The organism is Solwaraspora sp. WMMD791 (assembly GCF_029581195.1).
GTDB lineage: Bacteria > Actinomycetota > Actinomycetes > Mycobacteriales > Micromonosporaceae > Micromonospora_E.
Genome location: NZ_CP120737.1, coordinates 340,290 through 354,979, shown reverse-complemented (window position 1 = coordinate 354,979; position 14,690 = coordinate 340,290). Strand labels below are relative to the sequence as shown.

The following is a 14,690-nucleotide window of genomic DNA, read 5'->3' as shown; positions in this document are numbered from 1 at the left end:
ACGCCGGCTCGAACCTATGGGCAGGGGCCGAGAAAGCACCGTCAGGTGGGTAGACACAAGGGGGATCGGCGTGTGTACGATTCAGCCGTCGCCGGGCGGCTTCCCCCGTGGCCGCCCGGCGCTTACGCCAATCAGGCTTTCTACACTCGGCGTGTGACCGCAGTTTCCGATTCCGCCGACAGCGCGCCCGCCGACCCACTGATCTGCTCGGCCAAAGGCTGCCGCGCGGCGGCGACGTGGGCGCTGCGGTGGAACAATCCCCGGCTGCACACCCCCGACCGGCGCAAGACCTGGCTGGCCTGCGCGCAGCATCAGGACCGCCTCGGCGACTTCCTGCGGGCGCGCGGATTCCTCCGTGAGGTGGCACCGCTTGGCTGATCGCCTACGCTCGTAAGGGTGAGTGAACCCTCCGCTGCTCCGGCAGCCCCGATCAGCCCGCTGGAGCCCTGGCCCGACACGGTGCAGTGGCAGCCGGTCTCCCGCGACCTGATCTGGGTCGAGTTGATCCGGCTGGCCATCGGAATGAGTTTCCTGCTGGTCGGTCTCGGAATCGGCTGGGCGTTGACCGGGTTCTGGTTCATCGGCGTCGGGTTCGCCGCAGCGGTGCTGTTGACGGTGCTGCGGGTGGTGACGACCATACGAGCGGTCCACGCCTGGGGGTACGCCGAACGCGACGACGATCTGCTGGTGCGCCACGGACTGCTGGTGCGGCGGCTGTCGATCGTGCCGTACGCCCGGATGCAGTTCGTCGACGTCTCCGCCGGCCCGCTGGAACGGGCCTTCGACCTGGCCACGGTGCAACTGCACACGGCCGCGGCGGCCAGCGACGCCCGGGTGCCGGGGCTGCGCCCGGCGGAGGCGTCCCGGCTACGCGACCGGCTGACCGCACTCGGCGAGGTCCGGGCGGAAGGGCTGTGACCCAGCCACCGGCGCACCCGCCGACCGGGCCGGTGCCCTACCCCCCGCCGACCGGACCGGTGCCGTACCCGCTGCCGGGGCAGGTCTTTCCGCCGCCGGTGCCACCGGAGGAGCCACGCCAGCGGCTGCACCCGCTGAGCCCGGTACTCAAGGGCAGCCGGGCCCTGGCGGTGATCATCGCCGGACTCTCCTGGCAGACGCTCGGCCGGGTCGGCTTCGGCCGCTTCGCGCTGCTGGTCGTCCTCTGCCTGCTCGGCTACCTGGCGATAGCGGTGGTCAGCTGGTACAACACCGGCTACCACGTGGTCGGCCGGGAGCTGCGCATCCACGAGGGGCTGCTGTGGCGGCGGACCCGGGCCATCCCGTTGGAGCGACTGCAGGCCGTGGAGGTGGTCCGGCCGCTGCTCGCCCAGTTGACCGGCCTGGCCGAGCTGCGCCTGGAGGTGGTCGGCGGCGGCCAGACCGAGGCGCCGTTGGCGTACCTCACCGTCGCGGACGCCGCCGCGCTGCGGGCCCGGCTGCTCGCGCTCGCCGGCCGTGGTGCCCCCGCCGGGTCCGTGCCGGCTGCGGCCACAGACGACGGTACGCCGGCCAGCCTGCCCGACCCGTCGGCTCCCCCACCCGGCCGGCTGCTGCACACCGTCACCAACCGGGACCTGCTGATCAGTCAGCTGCTCACCCCGCAGACGATGTTCCTGCCGTTCGGGGTGGCCTTCGTCATCACCCAGTTCGCGATGGACGTCACCTGGTCGTTCATCGCGGTCGCCAGCACCTTGACCGCCACCGCCGGCGTGCTGATGCAGCCCATCCGGCGGGTGCTCAACGACTGGAACTTCCGGCTGGCCCGCGACGAGGTCGGGCTGCGGGTCCGCCACGGGCTGACCGAGACCCGGTCGCAGACCGTGCCGCTGCACCGGCTGCAGGCGATCGGGGTGACCTGGCCGCTGTTGTGGCGTAGGAAGAAGTGGCTGCGGATGCGGTTGCACGTCGCCGGCTACGCCGCACCGGACACCCAGGGCGCCAGCAACCAGTCCGACCAGTTGCTGCCGGTCGGTGACCTGGCCACCGCGAACCGCATCCTCGTCGACGTGCTGCCCGGCATCGCGCTCGACACGTTGACGATGACGCCGCCGCCCCGGCGGGCCCGCTGGCTCAACCCGTTGGCGCAGCCGAAACTCGGTGCCGGGCTCGCCGACGACGTGTTCAGTGTCCGCAGTGGGCTGTTGACCCGGCAGATGCTGGTCGTGCCGTACGCGCGGATGCAGAGCGTCCGGGTGCTCCGGGGTCCGTTGCAGCGACTGCTCGGGTTGGCCACGGTCTACGCCGACACCGCCGGCGGACCGAGCGCCTACGCGAAGGACCGCGACGTGGCAGAGGCGTGGTGGCTGGCGGAGCAGCTCACCGAGCGGGCGCGCGCCGCCCGCGGCACGCCGGCTGAGCCGGCCCCGCCCGCCGAACCGCACCCGCCGGCTGAGCCGGCGGCACCGACCGAGCCGCCGGCCGAGCCACGACCGTCGATCTAGAAGGATCATGGTCGATACACCGGCCAGATCCTTCTAGATCAGCTGGCGGACGAGGGCAGGCAGCACCGTACCGATCGGTTCACGCAGCACCGCGTCGGCGATCGCGTCGTACGGGGTCGTCGCCGCGTTGACGATCACCACCCGGGCACCGGCCTCGGCGGCGATCTCCACCAGCCCGGCGGCCGGCTGCACGGTCAGCGACGTCCCGACGGCGAGCAGCAGGTCGCAGCGTTCGGCGGCACGCACCGCCCGGCGCAGGGTGGGTCCGTGCAACGACTGGCCGAACGAGATCGTCGCCGCCTTCAGGATGCCGCCGCACAGGCGGCAGTCCGGGTCGTCCTCACCGGCGGCGACCCGGGCCAGCGCCTCGTCCATGCCGGTCCGGTCGTCGCAGCTCAGGCACTCGACCTCGGACATCGTGCCGTGGATCTCGATCACCTTGTCCGGGCTGTTGCCGGCGCGTTGGTGCAGGCCGTCGATGTTCTGGGTGACGATCGCGGCCAGCCGGCCGGACCGCTCCAGCTCCACCAGGCTCGCGTGGCCGGCGTTCGGCTGCGCCGACCAGGCCGGATGGTCCCGGCGGCCGATCCAGGACCGTCGCCGGATCGCCGGGTCGGCGACGTACGCGTCGAGGGTGAACAGCTTGGCCGCCTCCGGGTCCCGGGTCCAGACGCCGTTGGGGCCCCGGAAGTCGGGTATCCCGGAGTCGGTGGAGATGCCGGCCCCGGTCAACGCCAGTACCCCTCGGGCGGCGGCCAGCCACCCCGCCACCTCGTCGACCGCCGTCGTGCTGGAAAGTTCCGACATCCTCCGACGGTAACCGGTACGTCGTCCGCAATGGCGACAGCAGTCCGGCGAAGGGAACCGGCGTACATGTATGCACTTCAGCCGGTATTCCTGTGAGGAATAACTATTCCTCACAGGAATACCGGCTGGACCCGTACCTGCCTGCGCCGAGGTGACATTGGGTGACAGATCAGCCACCCAGGGTCGAGCGGCCCGGGGTCGGCTAACGGGGGTCGACCGGCTACGGGGCCCAGGCGGGAGTTACCTCCCAGGTGACGTCCGCCGTCCAGCTGGTCGGCGAATTCCAGCCAGGGCCTCCCGCGCCGTCGCTGAGCCAGATCTCGGCCGCGTAGTGGCGCAGGAACGAGCCCGGATAGTTGTACGACTCCAACGACACACCGCTGCCGGTCAGCCCACCTCGGGCACACCAGGTGGCGTCGGCGCGCAGCAGCGCGGTGCCGTCGTCGGGCGAGTTGCGGACCCGGGAGTCGGCGTGCCGCAGATACTGGCCTGGAAAGTTCACCGACTCGAAGGAGTAGCACGCCGGGTCGGCCAGACCGGGCCGGATCGCGTACGTCGCGTCGTCCTTGAGCAGTTGCGGGCTGTCGGCGGTGACCACGTCGGTGTAGGCCAGGCTGTCGCGGTGCCGCAGGTAGCGGTCGGTGAAACCGGGTGTGGTGACCCGCAGCGACTGGCGGGTGTCCAACGGCAGGGCAACCGGTGCCCGCGACGGCAGCGCCCGCGAGGTGGCGATCAGCGCCAGGTTGGCCGCCCGTACCCGGGCCTCGTCCATCTTGACCACCTGCCGGTCGTACGTGAGGAAGCCGTTCAGCTCGCCCTCGACGTCGGTGATCTCGGTGTAGACGGCGGCGCTGAGCCCTCGGCCGACCATCAGGTTGGTGGCGCCCTGGATCAGACCCACGTAGCGGTCGGTCAACGCGGCCGGGGTCGGCTGCCACTCGTACGCCTGGAAGTTGCCGTTGGGGCTGTATTCGTGGCCCGGCACCCGCAGCCCGGGGCCGCCGAACTCGCCGAGCACGGAGATCCGCCCGCCGGTCGGCGCCGGCGCGCCGGGTCCGACGTAGACGTGCCAGTCGTCCATGTCGCCGTTGCCGGGGTTGCCCAGCGACTGGCAGCAGTTGTACCCGCTGTGGGTGTTGACCAGCCGGGTCGGGTCGAGGTCCTTGACCGCCTGGCCGACCCGGATCGTGTCCGCCAGGGCCCGCTCCCCCCAGCCTTCGTTGTAGACGACGTAGGCGACCACCGACGGCGAATTGCGGTGCTCGCCGACGATCTCACGCGCCTCGGCCTCGAACTGGGCCTGCTGCGCGTCGGTCGGGTCGACGTCCTGGGCGGTCAGCGACGGGATGTCCTGCCAGACCAGTAGGCCGAGCCGGTCGGCGTGGTAGAACCAGCGCTGCGGTTCGACCTTGATGTGCTTGCGCACCATGTTGAACCCGAGGTCCTTGTGTCTGCGCAGGTCGAAGGCGAGCGCTTCGTCGGTCGGTGCGGTGTAGACGCCGTCGGGCCAGTAGCCCTGGTCGAGGGTGCCGAGCTGGAAGACGAACTCGCCGTTGAGAGTCGGTCGCGGCACCCCGTCGATCATCCGTACGCCGATCTCCCGCATGCCGAAGTAGTGGGTGGTCCGGTCGACGACCCGGCCATGACGGTCACGCAGAGTGACCCGCAGGTCGTAGAGGAACGGGTCGTCCGGGGACCAGAGGCGGGCGTTCGGCACCGGTACGGCGAACTCGCTGAACCCGCCGGTGGCGGCACCGACGACGGTCCCACCGGCGAGGGCCTCGGCGCGGACGGTGTGGCCGGTGGCGTTGCCCCGGGTGGCGACCCGGACCCGGATGGTGTTGCTGGCCAGGTCGGGGCGCAGGTCGACGTCGCTGATCGAGGTGGTCGGGGTGGGTTCCAGCCAGACGGTCTGCCAGATGCCCGAGGCCGGCGTGTAGAAGATCCCACCCGGTGTGCGGGTCTGTTTGCCGATCGGCGGCAGGCTGCCGTGCTGGCGGCTGTCGGTCGGGTCCCAGACCGTGACGATCAGTTCGTTCGGGCCGCGGCGCAGCGCCCGGGTGATGTCGAAGCTGAAGGCGTCGTAGCCCCCGGTGTGGCCGCCGACCCGCCTGCCGTTGACCCAGACGGTGGACTGCCAGTCGACGGCGCCGAAGTGCAGCTGCACCCGCCGGCCGGTCCAGTTGGCCGGGACGGTGAAGGTGCGCCGGTAGGTCAGGTGGTGCCGGTCGTCGTCGGCGGCCCGGCCGATGCCGGACAGCGCCGACTCGACCGGGAACGGCACGTTGACCCGTTCGGGCAGGTCGACGCCGAACTGTGGGGGGTCGTCGGTGGTGGACTGCCGCAGCTGCCATTCGCCGTTGAGGTTGCGCCAGTCGGGGCGGGTCATCTGCGGCCTGGGGTACTCGGGCAGCGGGGTGCCGTCGAGTGCCTGGGCGGTCCACGGGGTGGTCAGTGGCGCGGGCCGGGCGGGCACCGCGACGGCGGTCTCGGGTGCGACGAGCGCGCCGACGGCGGTGGCCGCCGCCGCGACGAGGGCGGTCAAACGGGTACGGGGCGATCTCATGTCGTCTCCATCGGGTGGACGGGCCGGGGACGGGATCGAGCCGAGAGTCGCATCGAGCTACATCGAATCTCTATAACGTTATAGACATCCGGTAGCGATCTCGTCAATCCCCGCTCGTCGATATGTGCCAGGATCACTGGATGGGCGTCAGTCTGCGGAGCATCGCCGAACATGCCGGCGTCTCGTTGGCCACCGTCTCCAACGTGGTCAACGGCTACCGACCCGTCGCGGAGGCCACCCGACGCCGGGTGCAGCGGGCCATCGACGAGCTCGGCTACACTCCGAACCTCAGCGCCCGGCACCTGCGGCGCGGCCGCACCGGGCTGATCGCGCTGGCCATTCCCGAGCTGACCAACCCGTACTTCGCAGAACTGGCCGAGATCGCGATCCGGGAGGCCGCCGCGCTCGGCTACACCCTGGTCGTGGAGAGCACCGACGCTGTCCGCGACACGGAGTTGGCGCTGCTCGGCGGCTCCCGCCGCAACGTGGTCGACGGGTTGATCCTCAGCCCGGTGCGCATCGGCCGCGCCGAGGTGCTCGCCAGGCGCAGCGCCCTTCCGCTGGTCCTCATCGGTGAGGGCGTCACCGACGTGCGGCACGACCACATCGCCATCGACAACGTCGCGGCCAGCCGGGAGGCGGTGGCCCACCTGATCGCGCTCGGCCGTCGCCGGATCGCCTTCATCGGTGCCCACGGCCACGACGACCGGCAGTCGGCGCAGCTGCGGCTGGACGGCTACCGCCAGGCGCTCGCCGCCGCCGGGCTGGCCGCCCGACCGGAACTGATCGCGGTCACCGACCGGTTCGGCCGAGCCGACGGTCACGCCGCGATGCGGGCGCTGCTCGCCCACGCCGAGCCCCCGGACGCGGTCTTCGCCTACAACGACCTGATCGCGATCGGCGCGATGCGGGCCGCCCTGGACGCCGGCCGGCGCATCCCGCACGACATCGCGGTGGTCGGCATCGACGACATCGAGGAAGGTCGGTACACCAGTCCCAGCCTGACCAGCATCGCGCCGGACAAGGCAGCGATCGCGCGGCTGGCGGTGCGGCGCCTGGTCGACCGGATCGAGCAGCGGCCGGTGCGGCCACCGTACGACGTACAGCCGCCGTTCACGATGGTGGTCCGGCAGAGCACCGCCGGCGACACCGGACCCGCCGGAGGCGGCACCGGGCCGGCCGGAGGCGACATCGCCGGCGCCGACGCGACCGGCCCGACCGTCGACCTGCATGCTCCGGCACCGGTGGAGGACCTAGGCTGAGGAGCCATGGGACAGACGCCGGAGACCAGGTTCACGCTGGGCGCGACCGCCCGGGTGGAGCTGACCGTGACCGATTCCGACACCGCCCAGGCAGTCGGCTCCGGCGACGTACCGGTCCTCGGCACCCCCCGGCTGCTCGCGCTGGCCGAGGCGGCGACGGTCGCCGCCACCGCCGCCGCGCTGCCGACCGGGATGACGACCGTCGGCACCCGCGTCGAGCTGGACCACCGCGCCCCGACACCGGTCGGCCGGGCGGTGGCCGCGATGGCCCGCCTCGCCGAGGTCGACGGCCGACGGCTGGTCTTCGACGTGGTGGTCACCGAAGGCGGCACGACCGTCGCCCAGGGCCGCATCGAGCGGATGCTGGTGGACCGGCACCGCTTCGTCGAGCGGGCGTTCGACCGGACGCCGACGCCCCGGTCCGGGGACGATCCGACCGGGGGCCGGGCCCTGTGACCGGCGGCGGTGACCTCGTCGAGGTCGGCGACCGGGTGTACGTGCTCCGCCGGGAACGCCTCGACGTCAACTCGACGTTGATCGTCGGCGGTGCCGCCGCCGTGATCGTCGACACCGGCAGTACGCCGGCCGAGGCCGCCGCGCTGGTCACGGCGGCCCGCCGGGTCACCGACCTGCCGTGGTCGGTGGTGAACACCCACCACCACTTCGACCACTGCTTCGGCAACGAGGTGGTCGCCGGTGACCCGCCCGCACCGGTGTGGGCACATCAGGAGGCGGCCCGGTTGCTGCGCCGCCCGGTCGAGGTGGTCCGTGACGAGGCGTACCGGGAAATGGCCGACGACGACCCGCGACTCGCCGCGCAGCTGCGCGACGTCGTGGTCCGTCCCCCGGACCGTACGGTGACCCGCAGCGCGACGCTGGACCTGGGTGACCGGGTGGTCGAGCTGTGGCATCCGGGGCGCGGTCACACCATCGGTGACCTGGTGGTGCGGGTCGTCGACGCGGACCTGCTGGTCGCTGGCGACCTGGTCGAGCAGGGGGCACCGCCGTCGTTCGACGACGGCTACCCGTTGGAGTGGCCGGACACGCTCGCGGCGGTGCTGCGCCGACTCGGGCCGTCGAGCGTGGTGGTGCCCGGGCACGGGGCATGCGTCGACACGGGGTTCGTCCGGGCCCAGCACGCCGAACTCGTGGCGCTGGAGTGGCTGATCCGCGACGGCCACGCCGACGGCGCCCCGGTCGACCGGGTGGCCGCCCAGGCACCGTTCGACGTGGCGACCGCGACCGTCGCGGTCACCCGGGGCTACGCGGAACTGGCGAACCGCACCTGAGCCGGTGACTCACCGCGATCTTGCACTTATTGTTGGACAAATCAGAGAAATCTTCTCGATAACTGCAAGATCATCGAGGATGGGTGGTCAGCTGAACCGGGCGGCGACGGCGGCCCGGGTCGGCATGGCGACCGCGCCGCCGGGCGACTCGCAGACCAGGCCGGCGACCCGCAGGGCGAAACCGACGCGGTCGGCCCAGCCGGCGGTGTCGGCCGGCATCCCGGTGTCGAGCAGTTCGGCGATCAGGGCACCCATCACCGAGTCACCGGCGCCGGTGGCGTCGACCGCGGCGACCGTCGGCGCGTCGATGGTCGCCACGTCGCCGCCGGCGCTGACCAGCGCGCCGGCCGCGCCCCTGGTCACCACCACCGTCGCGGTGCCGAGGTCGTGCAGCAGCGCGGCGGCGGCCACCGGGTCCGCCCCGTCGTAGAGCACCTCGGCGTCGGCGGCGCTGAGCTTGACCAGGTCGGCGGTTGCCGCGAAGCCGGCCACGACCTGCCGGTACGCCGCCAGCGACGCGGCGTCGGGCAGCAGTCGGGGCCGGACGTTCGGGTCGAAGACCCGCAGCCCGCCGGTGCCGGCCCAGGCCTGCCGGGCGGCGGTCAGGGTCGGCTCGGTCAGCAGTGCGATCGAGCCGCAGTAGAGCACGGTCGCGTCGGCGATCAGGCGCGCGTCGAGGTGGGCCGGGTCGAGCAGGCCGTACGAGGGAGGGTCGCCGTAGAAGCGGAAGTCGGGCTCGGCACCGGTGAAGGTGGCCACGGCCAGGGTGGTCGGCGCGGCGACGGTGGTCAGGGCACGGTCGCCGACCCCGGCGGTACGCAGGAATCGGCGGATCCGCTCGGCGAGCGCGTCGTCGCCGAGCGCCCCGGCGAACTCGACGGTCCCGCCGAGCCGGGCGACGCCGACCGCCACGTTCAGCGGCGCGCCGCCGATGACCTGACGGTAGACGGGCTCGCCGTCGCATTCGCCGTCGAGCAGGTCGATCAGTGCCTCGCCGAGCACCACCGCGTACCGCATGATTCTCCTCCAGTTGCCGACTGCCGTGAGGGATTCTCCCAGCTCACCAGTGGTCTGCTGCAGCGCGGGCGGACATCGAGGGTGAACTATTGCGCTTCTCGTCGATGTGTGATGGGATATCGATTACCCGCAGCGGCGTGGGGGCTGACGCGCCGTTGTTCGGACTCGCCGGGAGCTACGCGAGCGCGCACACGTCCATCGGACGGCATGGGAGTCCCTGCCGTGCCCAGGCACGGCCGACCCCGATGCCGCGCACCTCATGTTCGGGCGTTTGGCATACGTCGGACCCCATCACCGTGTCCGCAGGTGTGCACTTTTCCTCGCGGACTGGTTTTACAAAGGAGTTCTCGGTGAAAGCTCTTCGCAGAGTGGCGGTAGTCGCCGCCGCCTCCGCGCTCGCCGCCGGTCTACTGACCGTGGTGACCCCCAACGCGGCCTCCGCACACGGTGCCGCGATGACACCGGGCAGCCGGACCTACCTGTGCTGGGTGGACGGCCTCGACCAGACCGGTCAGATTCGCCCCACCAACCAGGCCTGCGCCGCCGCGGTCAACCAGAGTGGCGCGAACTCGCTGTACAACTGGTTCAGCGTGCTGCGCTCGGACGCGGCCGGCCGCAAGGCCGGGTTCATCCCGGACGGGCAGCTGTGCAGCGGTGGCAACTCCGGCTTCTCGGGGTACAACCTGGCCCGCAACGACTGGCCGCTGACCCACCTGACCGCCGGCGCCACCATGGAGTTCAAGTACAGCAACTGGGCGCACCACCCGGGCACGTTCTACTTCTACATCACCAAGGACAGCTGGAGCCCGAACCGGCCGCTGGCCTGGAGTGACCTGGAGGAGACCCCGTTCCTGACCGTCACCAACCCGCCGCAGCGCGGCGCGGTCGGCACCAACGACGGCCACTACTACTTCAGCGGCCGGCTGCCGAGCAACAAGAGCGGCCAGCACATCATCTACTCGCACTGGGTGCGCTCGGACAGCCAGGAGAACTTCTACGGCTGCTCGGACGTGGTCTTCGACGGTGGCAACGGCCAGGTGACCGGCATCCGGGGCAACCCGGCCACGCCGGGCCCGAACCCCACCACTCCCGGCCCGAACCCGACCACCCCCGGCCCGAACCCGACCACCCCCGGCCCGAACCCCACCACTCCCGGCCCGAACCCCACCACCCCGGCTCCGTCCGGCGGTTGCTCGGCGACCTACCGGACCGTCAGCTCGTGGAGTGGCGGCTTCCAGGGTGAGGTGACCGTCCGTAACAACGGCACCTCCAGCATCGGTGGCTGGAGCGCCAGCTGGAACCTCGGCAGCGGGGTCACCATCAACAGCGTCTGGAGCGGCACCCACACCGTCAGCGGGTCGAACATCACCGTCCGCAACGCGGCGTGGAACGGCACGCTGGCTCCGAACGCCTCCACCACCTTCGGCTTCACCGCCAGCGGCACGTCCGGCACACCGGCAGTGACCTGTTCGGCGTCCTGATCCGACACCGCAAGAACCGGGGCCCGGCTGCACTCCAGCAGCCGGGCCCCGGCGCGTCACGCGGCGTCACCCCCCGCAGACCCCGGTACGGACCGTCCGTTGGTCGGCGGCGCTGCGGTCAGGCGACCATCGAGCCGACCACCGGCTTGGTCAGCAGGGCGGACTGGTTGCGTTGGATGCCCGGGTCCAGCGACCGCTCCACGAAGATCGCGTGCCAGATGCAGAAGATCAGCACGGTCCAGACCTTGCGGGAGTGGTCCGCTTCCTCCCGCTTGTGCTCGTCGAGCAGCCGCATCGCGTACGACAGGTCGAGCAGGTCGCCGGCACCGGAGGTGGCGAAGATGTGCCGGGCCCACTCGTACATCTCGCCGCGCAGCCAGACCCGGGTCGGGGTGGGGAAGCCGAGCTTACGGCGGTTGACGATGGCCGGTGGCACCACGGTCGCCAGCGCCTGACGCATCGCGTACTTGGTGGCGTCCGACCGTGGCGGCAGCCGCAGCTCCACCGGGATCTTCGCCGCGACGTCGAAGACCTCCTTGTCCAGGAACGGCACCCGCACCTCCAGCGAGTGTGCCATCGAGATCCGGTCCGCCTTGACCAGAATGTCGCCGCGCAGCCAGGTGTACAGGTCGACGTACTGCATTTTGGTGACGTCGTCGAGCTCGGCGCATTCGGCGTAGATCGGCGCGGTCACGTCGGTGTAGCGCACCGACGGGTCGTAACGGCGCAGCAGGTGCTGCTTCTCCTCCTCGGTGAACATCCGGGCGTTGCCGTAGTACCGCTCTTCGATCGGCGTGGTGCCACGCTCCAGGAAGCTCTTGCCCTTGACCCCCTGCGGGATCACCTTGGAGACCGCACGCAGCCCCTTCTGCATCGGATCCGGCAAGCTGTGCACGGCGCCCAGCGACAGCGGTTCCCGGTAGATGGTGTAGCCGCCGAAGAACTCGTCCGCGCCCTCGCCGGAGAGCACCACCGTGACGTGCTCGGCGGCCTTCTTCGCGACGAAGTACAGCGGCACCAGCGCCGGGTCGGCGACCGGATCGTCCAGGTGCCAGACGATGCGGGGCAACGCCTCCATCATGTCCTGCGGCCCGATCTTCGTCGGGATGGTGGTGACGCCGAGGTGCCGGGCCGAGTCCTGGGCGACCTCGATCTCCGAGTAGCCCGGCACGTCGTAGCCGACCGTGAAGGTCAGGATGTTCGGGTTGAACTCCCGCGACAGCGCCACCACAGCGGTCGAGTCGATGCCGCTGGACAGGAACGCCCCGACCGGTACGTCGGCCCGCATGTGCATCCGGACGCTCTCCCGCAGGGTCTCGCGGATCTCGTCGTAGAGCCGCTGCGGGTCCGGTGTCGGCGCCGGCCGGAAGATCGGCTGGTACCAGCGGCGGATCTGCACCCCACCGGCCGGGCCCGGCAACGCACCCGACGGGTCCAGCGCCGGCGCCGACCAGGTCAGGCACTCCCCGGAGCCGATCCGGCTGATTCCCTGGTGCAGGGTGCGCGGTTCCGGCACGTACTGCAGGGTCAGGTAGTGCGACAGGTTCGCGGTGTCGACGCCGGCGTCACCGGCGTTGGCGGCGGGCGAGAACGGCAGCAGCGCCTTCTTCTCCGAGGCGAGGTATATGCCGTCCGGGGTCTGCAGGTAGTGCAGCGGCTTGATGCCGAAGTAGTCCCGGGCGCCGAAGGCGCGGCGCTGCTGACGGTCCCAGATGACGAAGGCGAACATGCCGCGCAGCTTGTGCAGCACCTTCTCGCCCCAGTAGTGGTATCCGGCGACGATCACCTCGCCGTCGCCGGCGGTGGCGAACTGGGCGCCGAACTCGCGGATCAACTGCTCGCGAAGCTCGATGTAGTTGTAGATCTCGCCGTTGAAGGTGAGCAGGTAGCGGCCGTCGGCGTAGGCCAGCGGCTCCTGGCTGGACGCCACGTCGATGATGGCCAGCCGCTTGTGTGCGAAGACCGCGTCCGCCCACCGCCCGGTCGGGTCGCCGATCACTTCGACCCCGGTCTCGTCCGGGCCACGGTGGTGCAGGCATTCCAACGCGTGGGCGATCGCGTCGCGGTGCGCGCCGGCGTCACCGCGAGCGCTGAAAAAGGCCAGGAGTCCGCACATGGCAGACATCTTTCCACGCGACGCTCACGCGGTACCGTCGAGTACGCCCAACCGTGGGAGGACCAGATGACACAGGACCAGACCGCCGACCCGACGGCGACCCCGACCGAGGACCCGACGGCGATCCCGGCCGCCGACGCGGTGATGGGCCCGGTCGAGGGTACGCCGACCGAGATGGCTGCCGAGGTGGTCGCCGAACAGCCCCGTACCGAATCGCACGACCCGGATTTCCCCGAGAAGCTTCTGCAGTTCATGCGGACCGGCTGGCGCGACGACACGTTGCCGCTGACGCCACGCGCCGAGATCACCCACCACGCCCGCCGCCGGGCGGCGCTGTCGGCGGCGTTCACCGGCGAGACCGTGGTCGTGCCGACCGGGGTGGAGAAGGTCCGGGCCAACGACACCGACTACCCGTTCCGCCCGGGTAGCGACTTCGTGTACCTGACCGGCGACCATGATCCGGACAGTGTGCTGGTGCTGCACCCGACCGGAGGCGGCCACGACGCGGTGCTGTACACCCGGCAGCGCTCGTCCCGGGAGACCGACGAGTTCTTCCGCAGCCGCGACGGTGAGCTGTGGGTGGGCCGGCGTCGCACCCTGGCCGAGAAGTCGACCGAGCTGGGGCTGACGACGGCACCGCTGAGTGAGCTGCCGGCGGCGCTGGCCGGCTGCGCCCCCGGCCGGACCCGGGTGCTGCGTGGCTTCGACGCGCGGGTGGACGCGGCGGTGCTGCCGTACGACAGCGGTGACGACGCCGGGGCCCGCGACCGTGAGCTGGCGGCGGTGATCTCGGAGTTGAAGCTGGTCAAGGACGAGTGGGAGATCGCCCAGCTGCAGGCGGCGATCGACGCCACCGTACGCGGTTTCGAGGACGTGGCCCGGGTGCTGCCAGCCGACCGGCCGGTCGCCGAACGGCTGTTGGAGGGGATCTTCGCGCTGCGGGCCCGGCACGACGGCAACGACGTCGGGTACGGGTCGATCGTCGGCGCCGGCGCGCACGCGACGATCCTGCACTGGGTCCGCAACGACGGCGTCACCCGTCCGGGTGAACTGCTGCTGATGGACATGGGCGTGGAGGGCGAGCACCTCTACACCGCCGACGTGACCCGTACGCTGCCGGTGTCGGGGCGGTTCACCGCACTGCAACGGCACGTCTACGACATCGTGTACGCCTCACAGCAGGCCGGAATGGACTTCATCAAGCCGGGGGTGAAGTTCAGCGACGTGCACCAGACCTGCATGCGGGTGCTCGCCGAGGGCCTGGCGGAACTGGGGGTGCTGCCGGTCAGCGTGGACGAGGCGATGGAGTCCGAGTCGACTGTCTACCGTCGGTGGACGCTGCACGGCTTCGGTCACATGCTCGGCATCGACGTGCACGACTGCTCCCGGGCCCGCAAGGAGCGCTACCGCGACGGCGAACTCGGCGAGGGGTACGTGTTGACAGTCGAGCCCGGCCTGTACTTCCAGCCGGAGGACGACCTGGTGCCCGAGGAACTGCGCGGCATCGGCATCCGGATCGAGGACGACGTGCTGGTCACCGCCGCCGGTGCGGTGAACCTGTCGGCCGGGCTGCCCCGCCAGGCCGACGAGGTGGAAGCCTGGTTGGCCGCCCAGCGCGACGCCGGCCCCCGCCTCCCCCTCCTCCCCTGACTGACCCTGACTGACCCTGACTGACTGCACCCGCTCCCAACCCGGCCCGGCCCCGCCCCGC

Annotated in this window: 12 protein-coding genes; 8 read left to right on the top strand and 4 right to left on the bottom strand. The window is 71.2% G+C overall.

Translation table 11 applies throughout. The annotated features are described in order from the left end of the window. Positions 1-153: 153 nt before the first annotated feature. The 3 genes from O7623_RS01625 to O7623_RS01615 are packed head-to-tail and all read left to right on the top strand — an operon-like array spanning position 154 to position 2,441. Positions 154-378 (top strand): hypothetical protein, encoded by a 225-nt coding sequence (locus O7623_RS01625; RefSeq protein WP_282226784.1) that lies wholly within the window; start codon positions 154-156, stop codon positions 376-378. Between the two features lie 18 nt (positions 379-396). Beyond that, on the top strand, positions 397-918 hold the full coding sequence (locus O7623_RS01620) for a PH domain-containing protein (protein WP_282226783.1): 522 nt from the start codon (positions 397-399) through the stop codon (positions 916-918). 59 nt (positions 919-977) lie between these two features. Continuing rightward, entirely contained in the window at positions 978-2,441 is a 1,464-nt protein-coding gene (locus tag O7623_RS01615; protein ID WP_282229697.1) for a PH domain-containing protein, read from the top strand. Between the two features lie 33 nt (positions 2,442-2,474). Here the strand turns inward: O7623_RS01615 and O7623_RS01610 are convergent, their stop codons facing one another. Next, positions 2,475-3,248 (bottom strand): NAD-dependent deacylase, encoded by a 774-nt coding sequence (locus O7623_RS01610; RefSeq protein ID WP_282226782.1) that lies wholly within the window; start codon positions 3,246-3,248, stop codon positions 2,475-2,477. A gap of 220 nt (positions 3,249-3,468) precedes the next feature. Further along, on the bottom strand, positions 3,469-5,814 hold the full coding sequence (locus tag O7623_RS01605) for an AbfB domain-containing protein (protein ID WP_282226781.1): 2,346 nt from the start codon (positions 5,812-5,814) through the stop codon (positions 3,469-3,471). Positions 5,815-5,954: 140 nt separating this feature from the next. Here O7623_RS01605 and O7623_RS01600 point away from each other — a divergent pair, with 140 nt between their 5' ends. The 3 genes from O7623_RS01600 to O7623_RS01590 are packed head-to-tail and all read left to right on the top strand — an operon-like array spanning position 5,955 to position 8,365. After that, a complete protein-coding gene (locus tag O7623_RS01600) occupies positions 5,955-7,076 on the top strand; it encodes a LacI family DNA-binding transcriptional regulator (protein ID WP_282226780.1) in 1,122 nt (373 codons plus the stop codon). 6 nt (positions 7,077-7,082) lie between these two features. After that, positions 7,083-7,532 carry a hotdog domain-containing protein gene (locus O7623_RS01595; RefSeq protein ID WP_282226779.1) on the top strand — a complete coding sequence of 150 codons (450 nt, stop codon included), beginning with the start codon at positions 7,083-7,085 and terminating at the stop codon, positions 7,530-7,532. Then, positions 7,529-8,365: an MBL fold metallo-hydrolase gene (locus O7623_RS01590; protein WP_282226778.1), complete on the top strand. Its 837-nt coding sequence runs from the start codon at positions 7,529-7,531 to the stop codon at positions 8,363-8,365. The genes O7623_RS01595 and O7623_RS01590 overlap by 4 nt, the downstream gene beginning before the upstream one ends. A gap of 87 nt (positions 8,366-8,452) precedes the next feature. Here O7623_RS01590 and O7623_RS01585 read toward each other — a convergent pair whose 3' ends face one another. Further along, positions 8,453-9,382 (bottom strand): carbohydrate kinase, encoded by a 930-nt coding sequence (locus tag O7623_RS01585; protein ID WP_282226777.1) that lies wholly within the window; start codon positions 9,380-9,382, stop codon positions 8,453-8,455. Between the two features lie 410 nt (positions 9,383-9,792). Between O7623_RS01585 and O7623_RS01580 the strand changes: the two genes are divergently transcribed. Then, positions 9,793-10,863: a lytic polysaccharide monooxygenase gene (locus O7623_RS01580; protein ID WP_282229696.1), complete on the top strand. Its 1,071-nt coding sequence runs from the start codon at positions 9,793-9,795 to the stop codon at positions 10,861-10,863. A 118-nt stretch (positions 10,864-10,981) separates the two neighbouring features. Here the strand turns inward: O7623_RS01580 and asnB are convergent, their stop codons facing one another. Next, positions 10,982-12,979: an asparagine synthase (glutamine-hydrolyzing) gene (gene asnB / locus O7623_RS01575; protein WP_282226776.1), complete on the bottom strand. Its 1,998-nt coding sequence runs from the start codon at positions 12,977-12,979 to the stop codon at positions 10,982-10,984. A 174-nt stretch (positions 12,980-13,153) separates the two neighbouring features. On the opposite strand from asnB, the gene O7623_RS01570 reads away from it, so the two are divergent. After that, positions 13,154-14,629: an aminopeptidase P family protein gene (locus O7623_RS01570; RefSeq protein WP_282229695.1), complete on the top strand. Its 1,476-nt coding sequence runs from the start codon at positions 13,154-13,156 to the stop codon at positions 14,627-14,629. Positions 14,630-14,690: the final 61 nt, after the last annotated feature.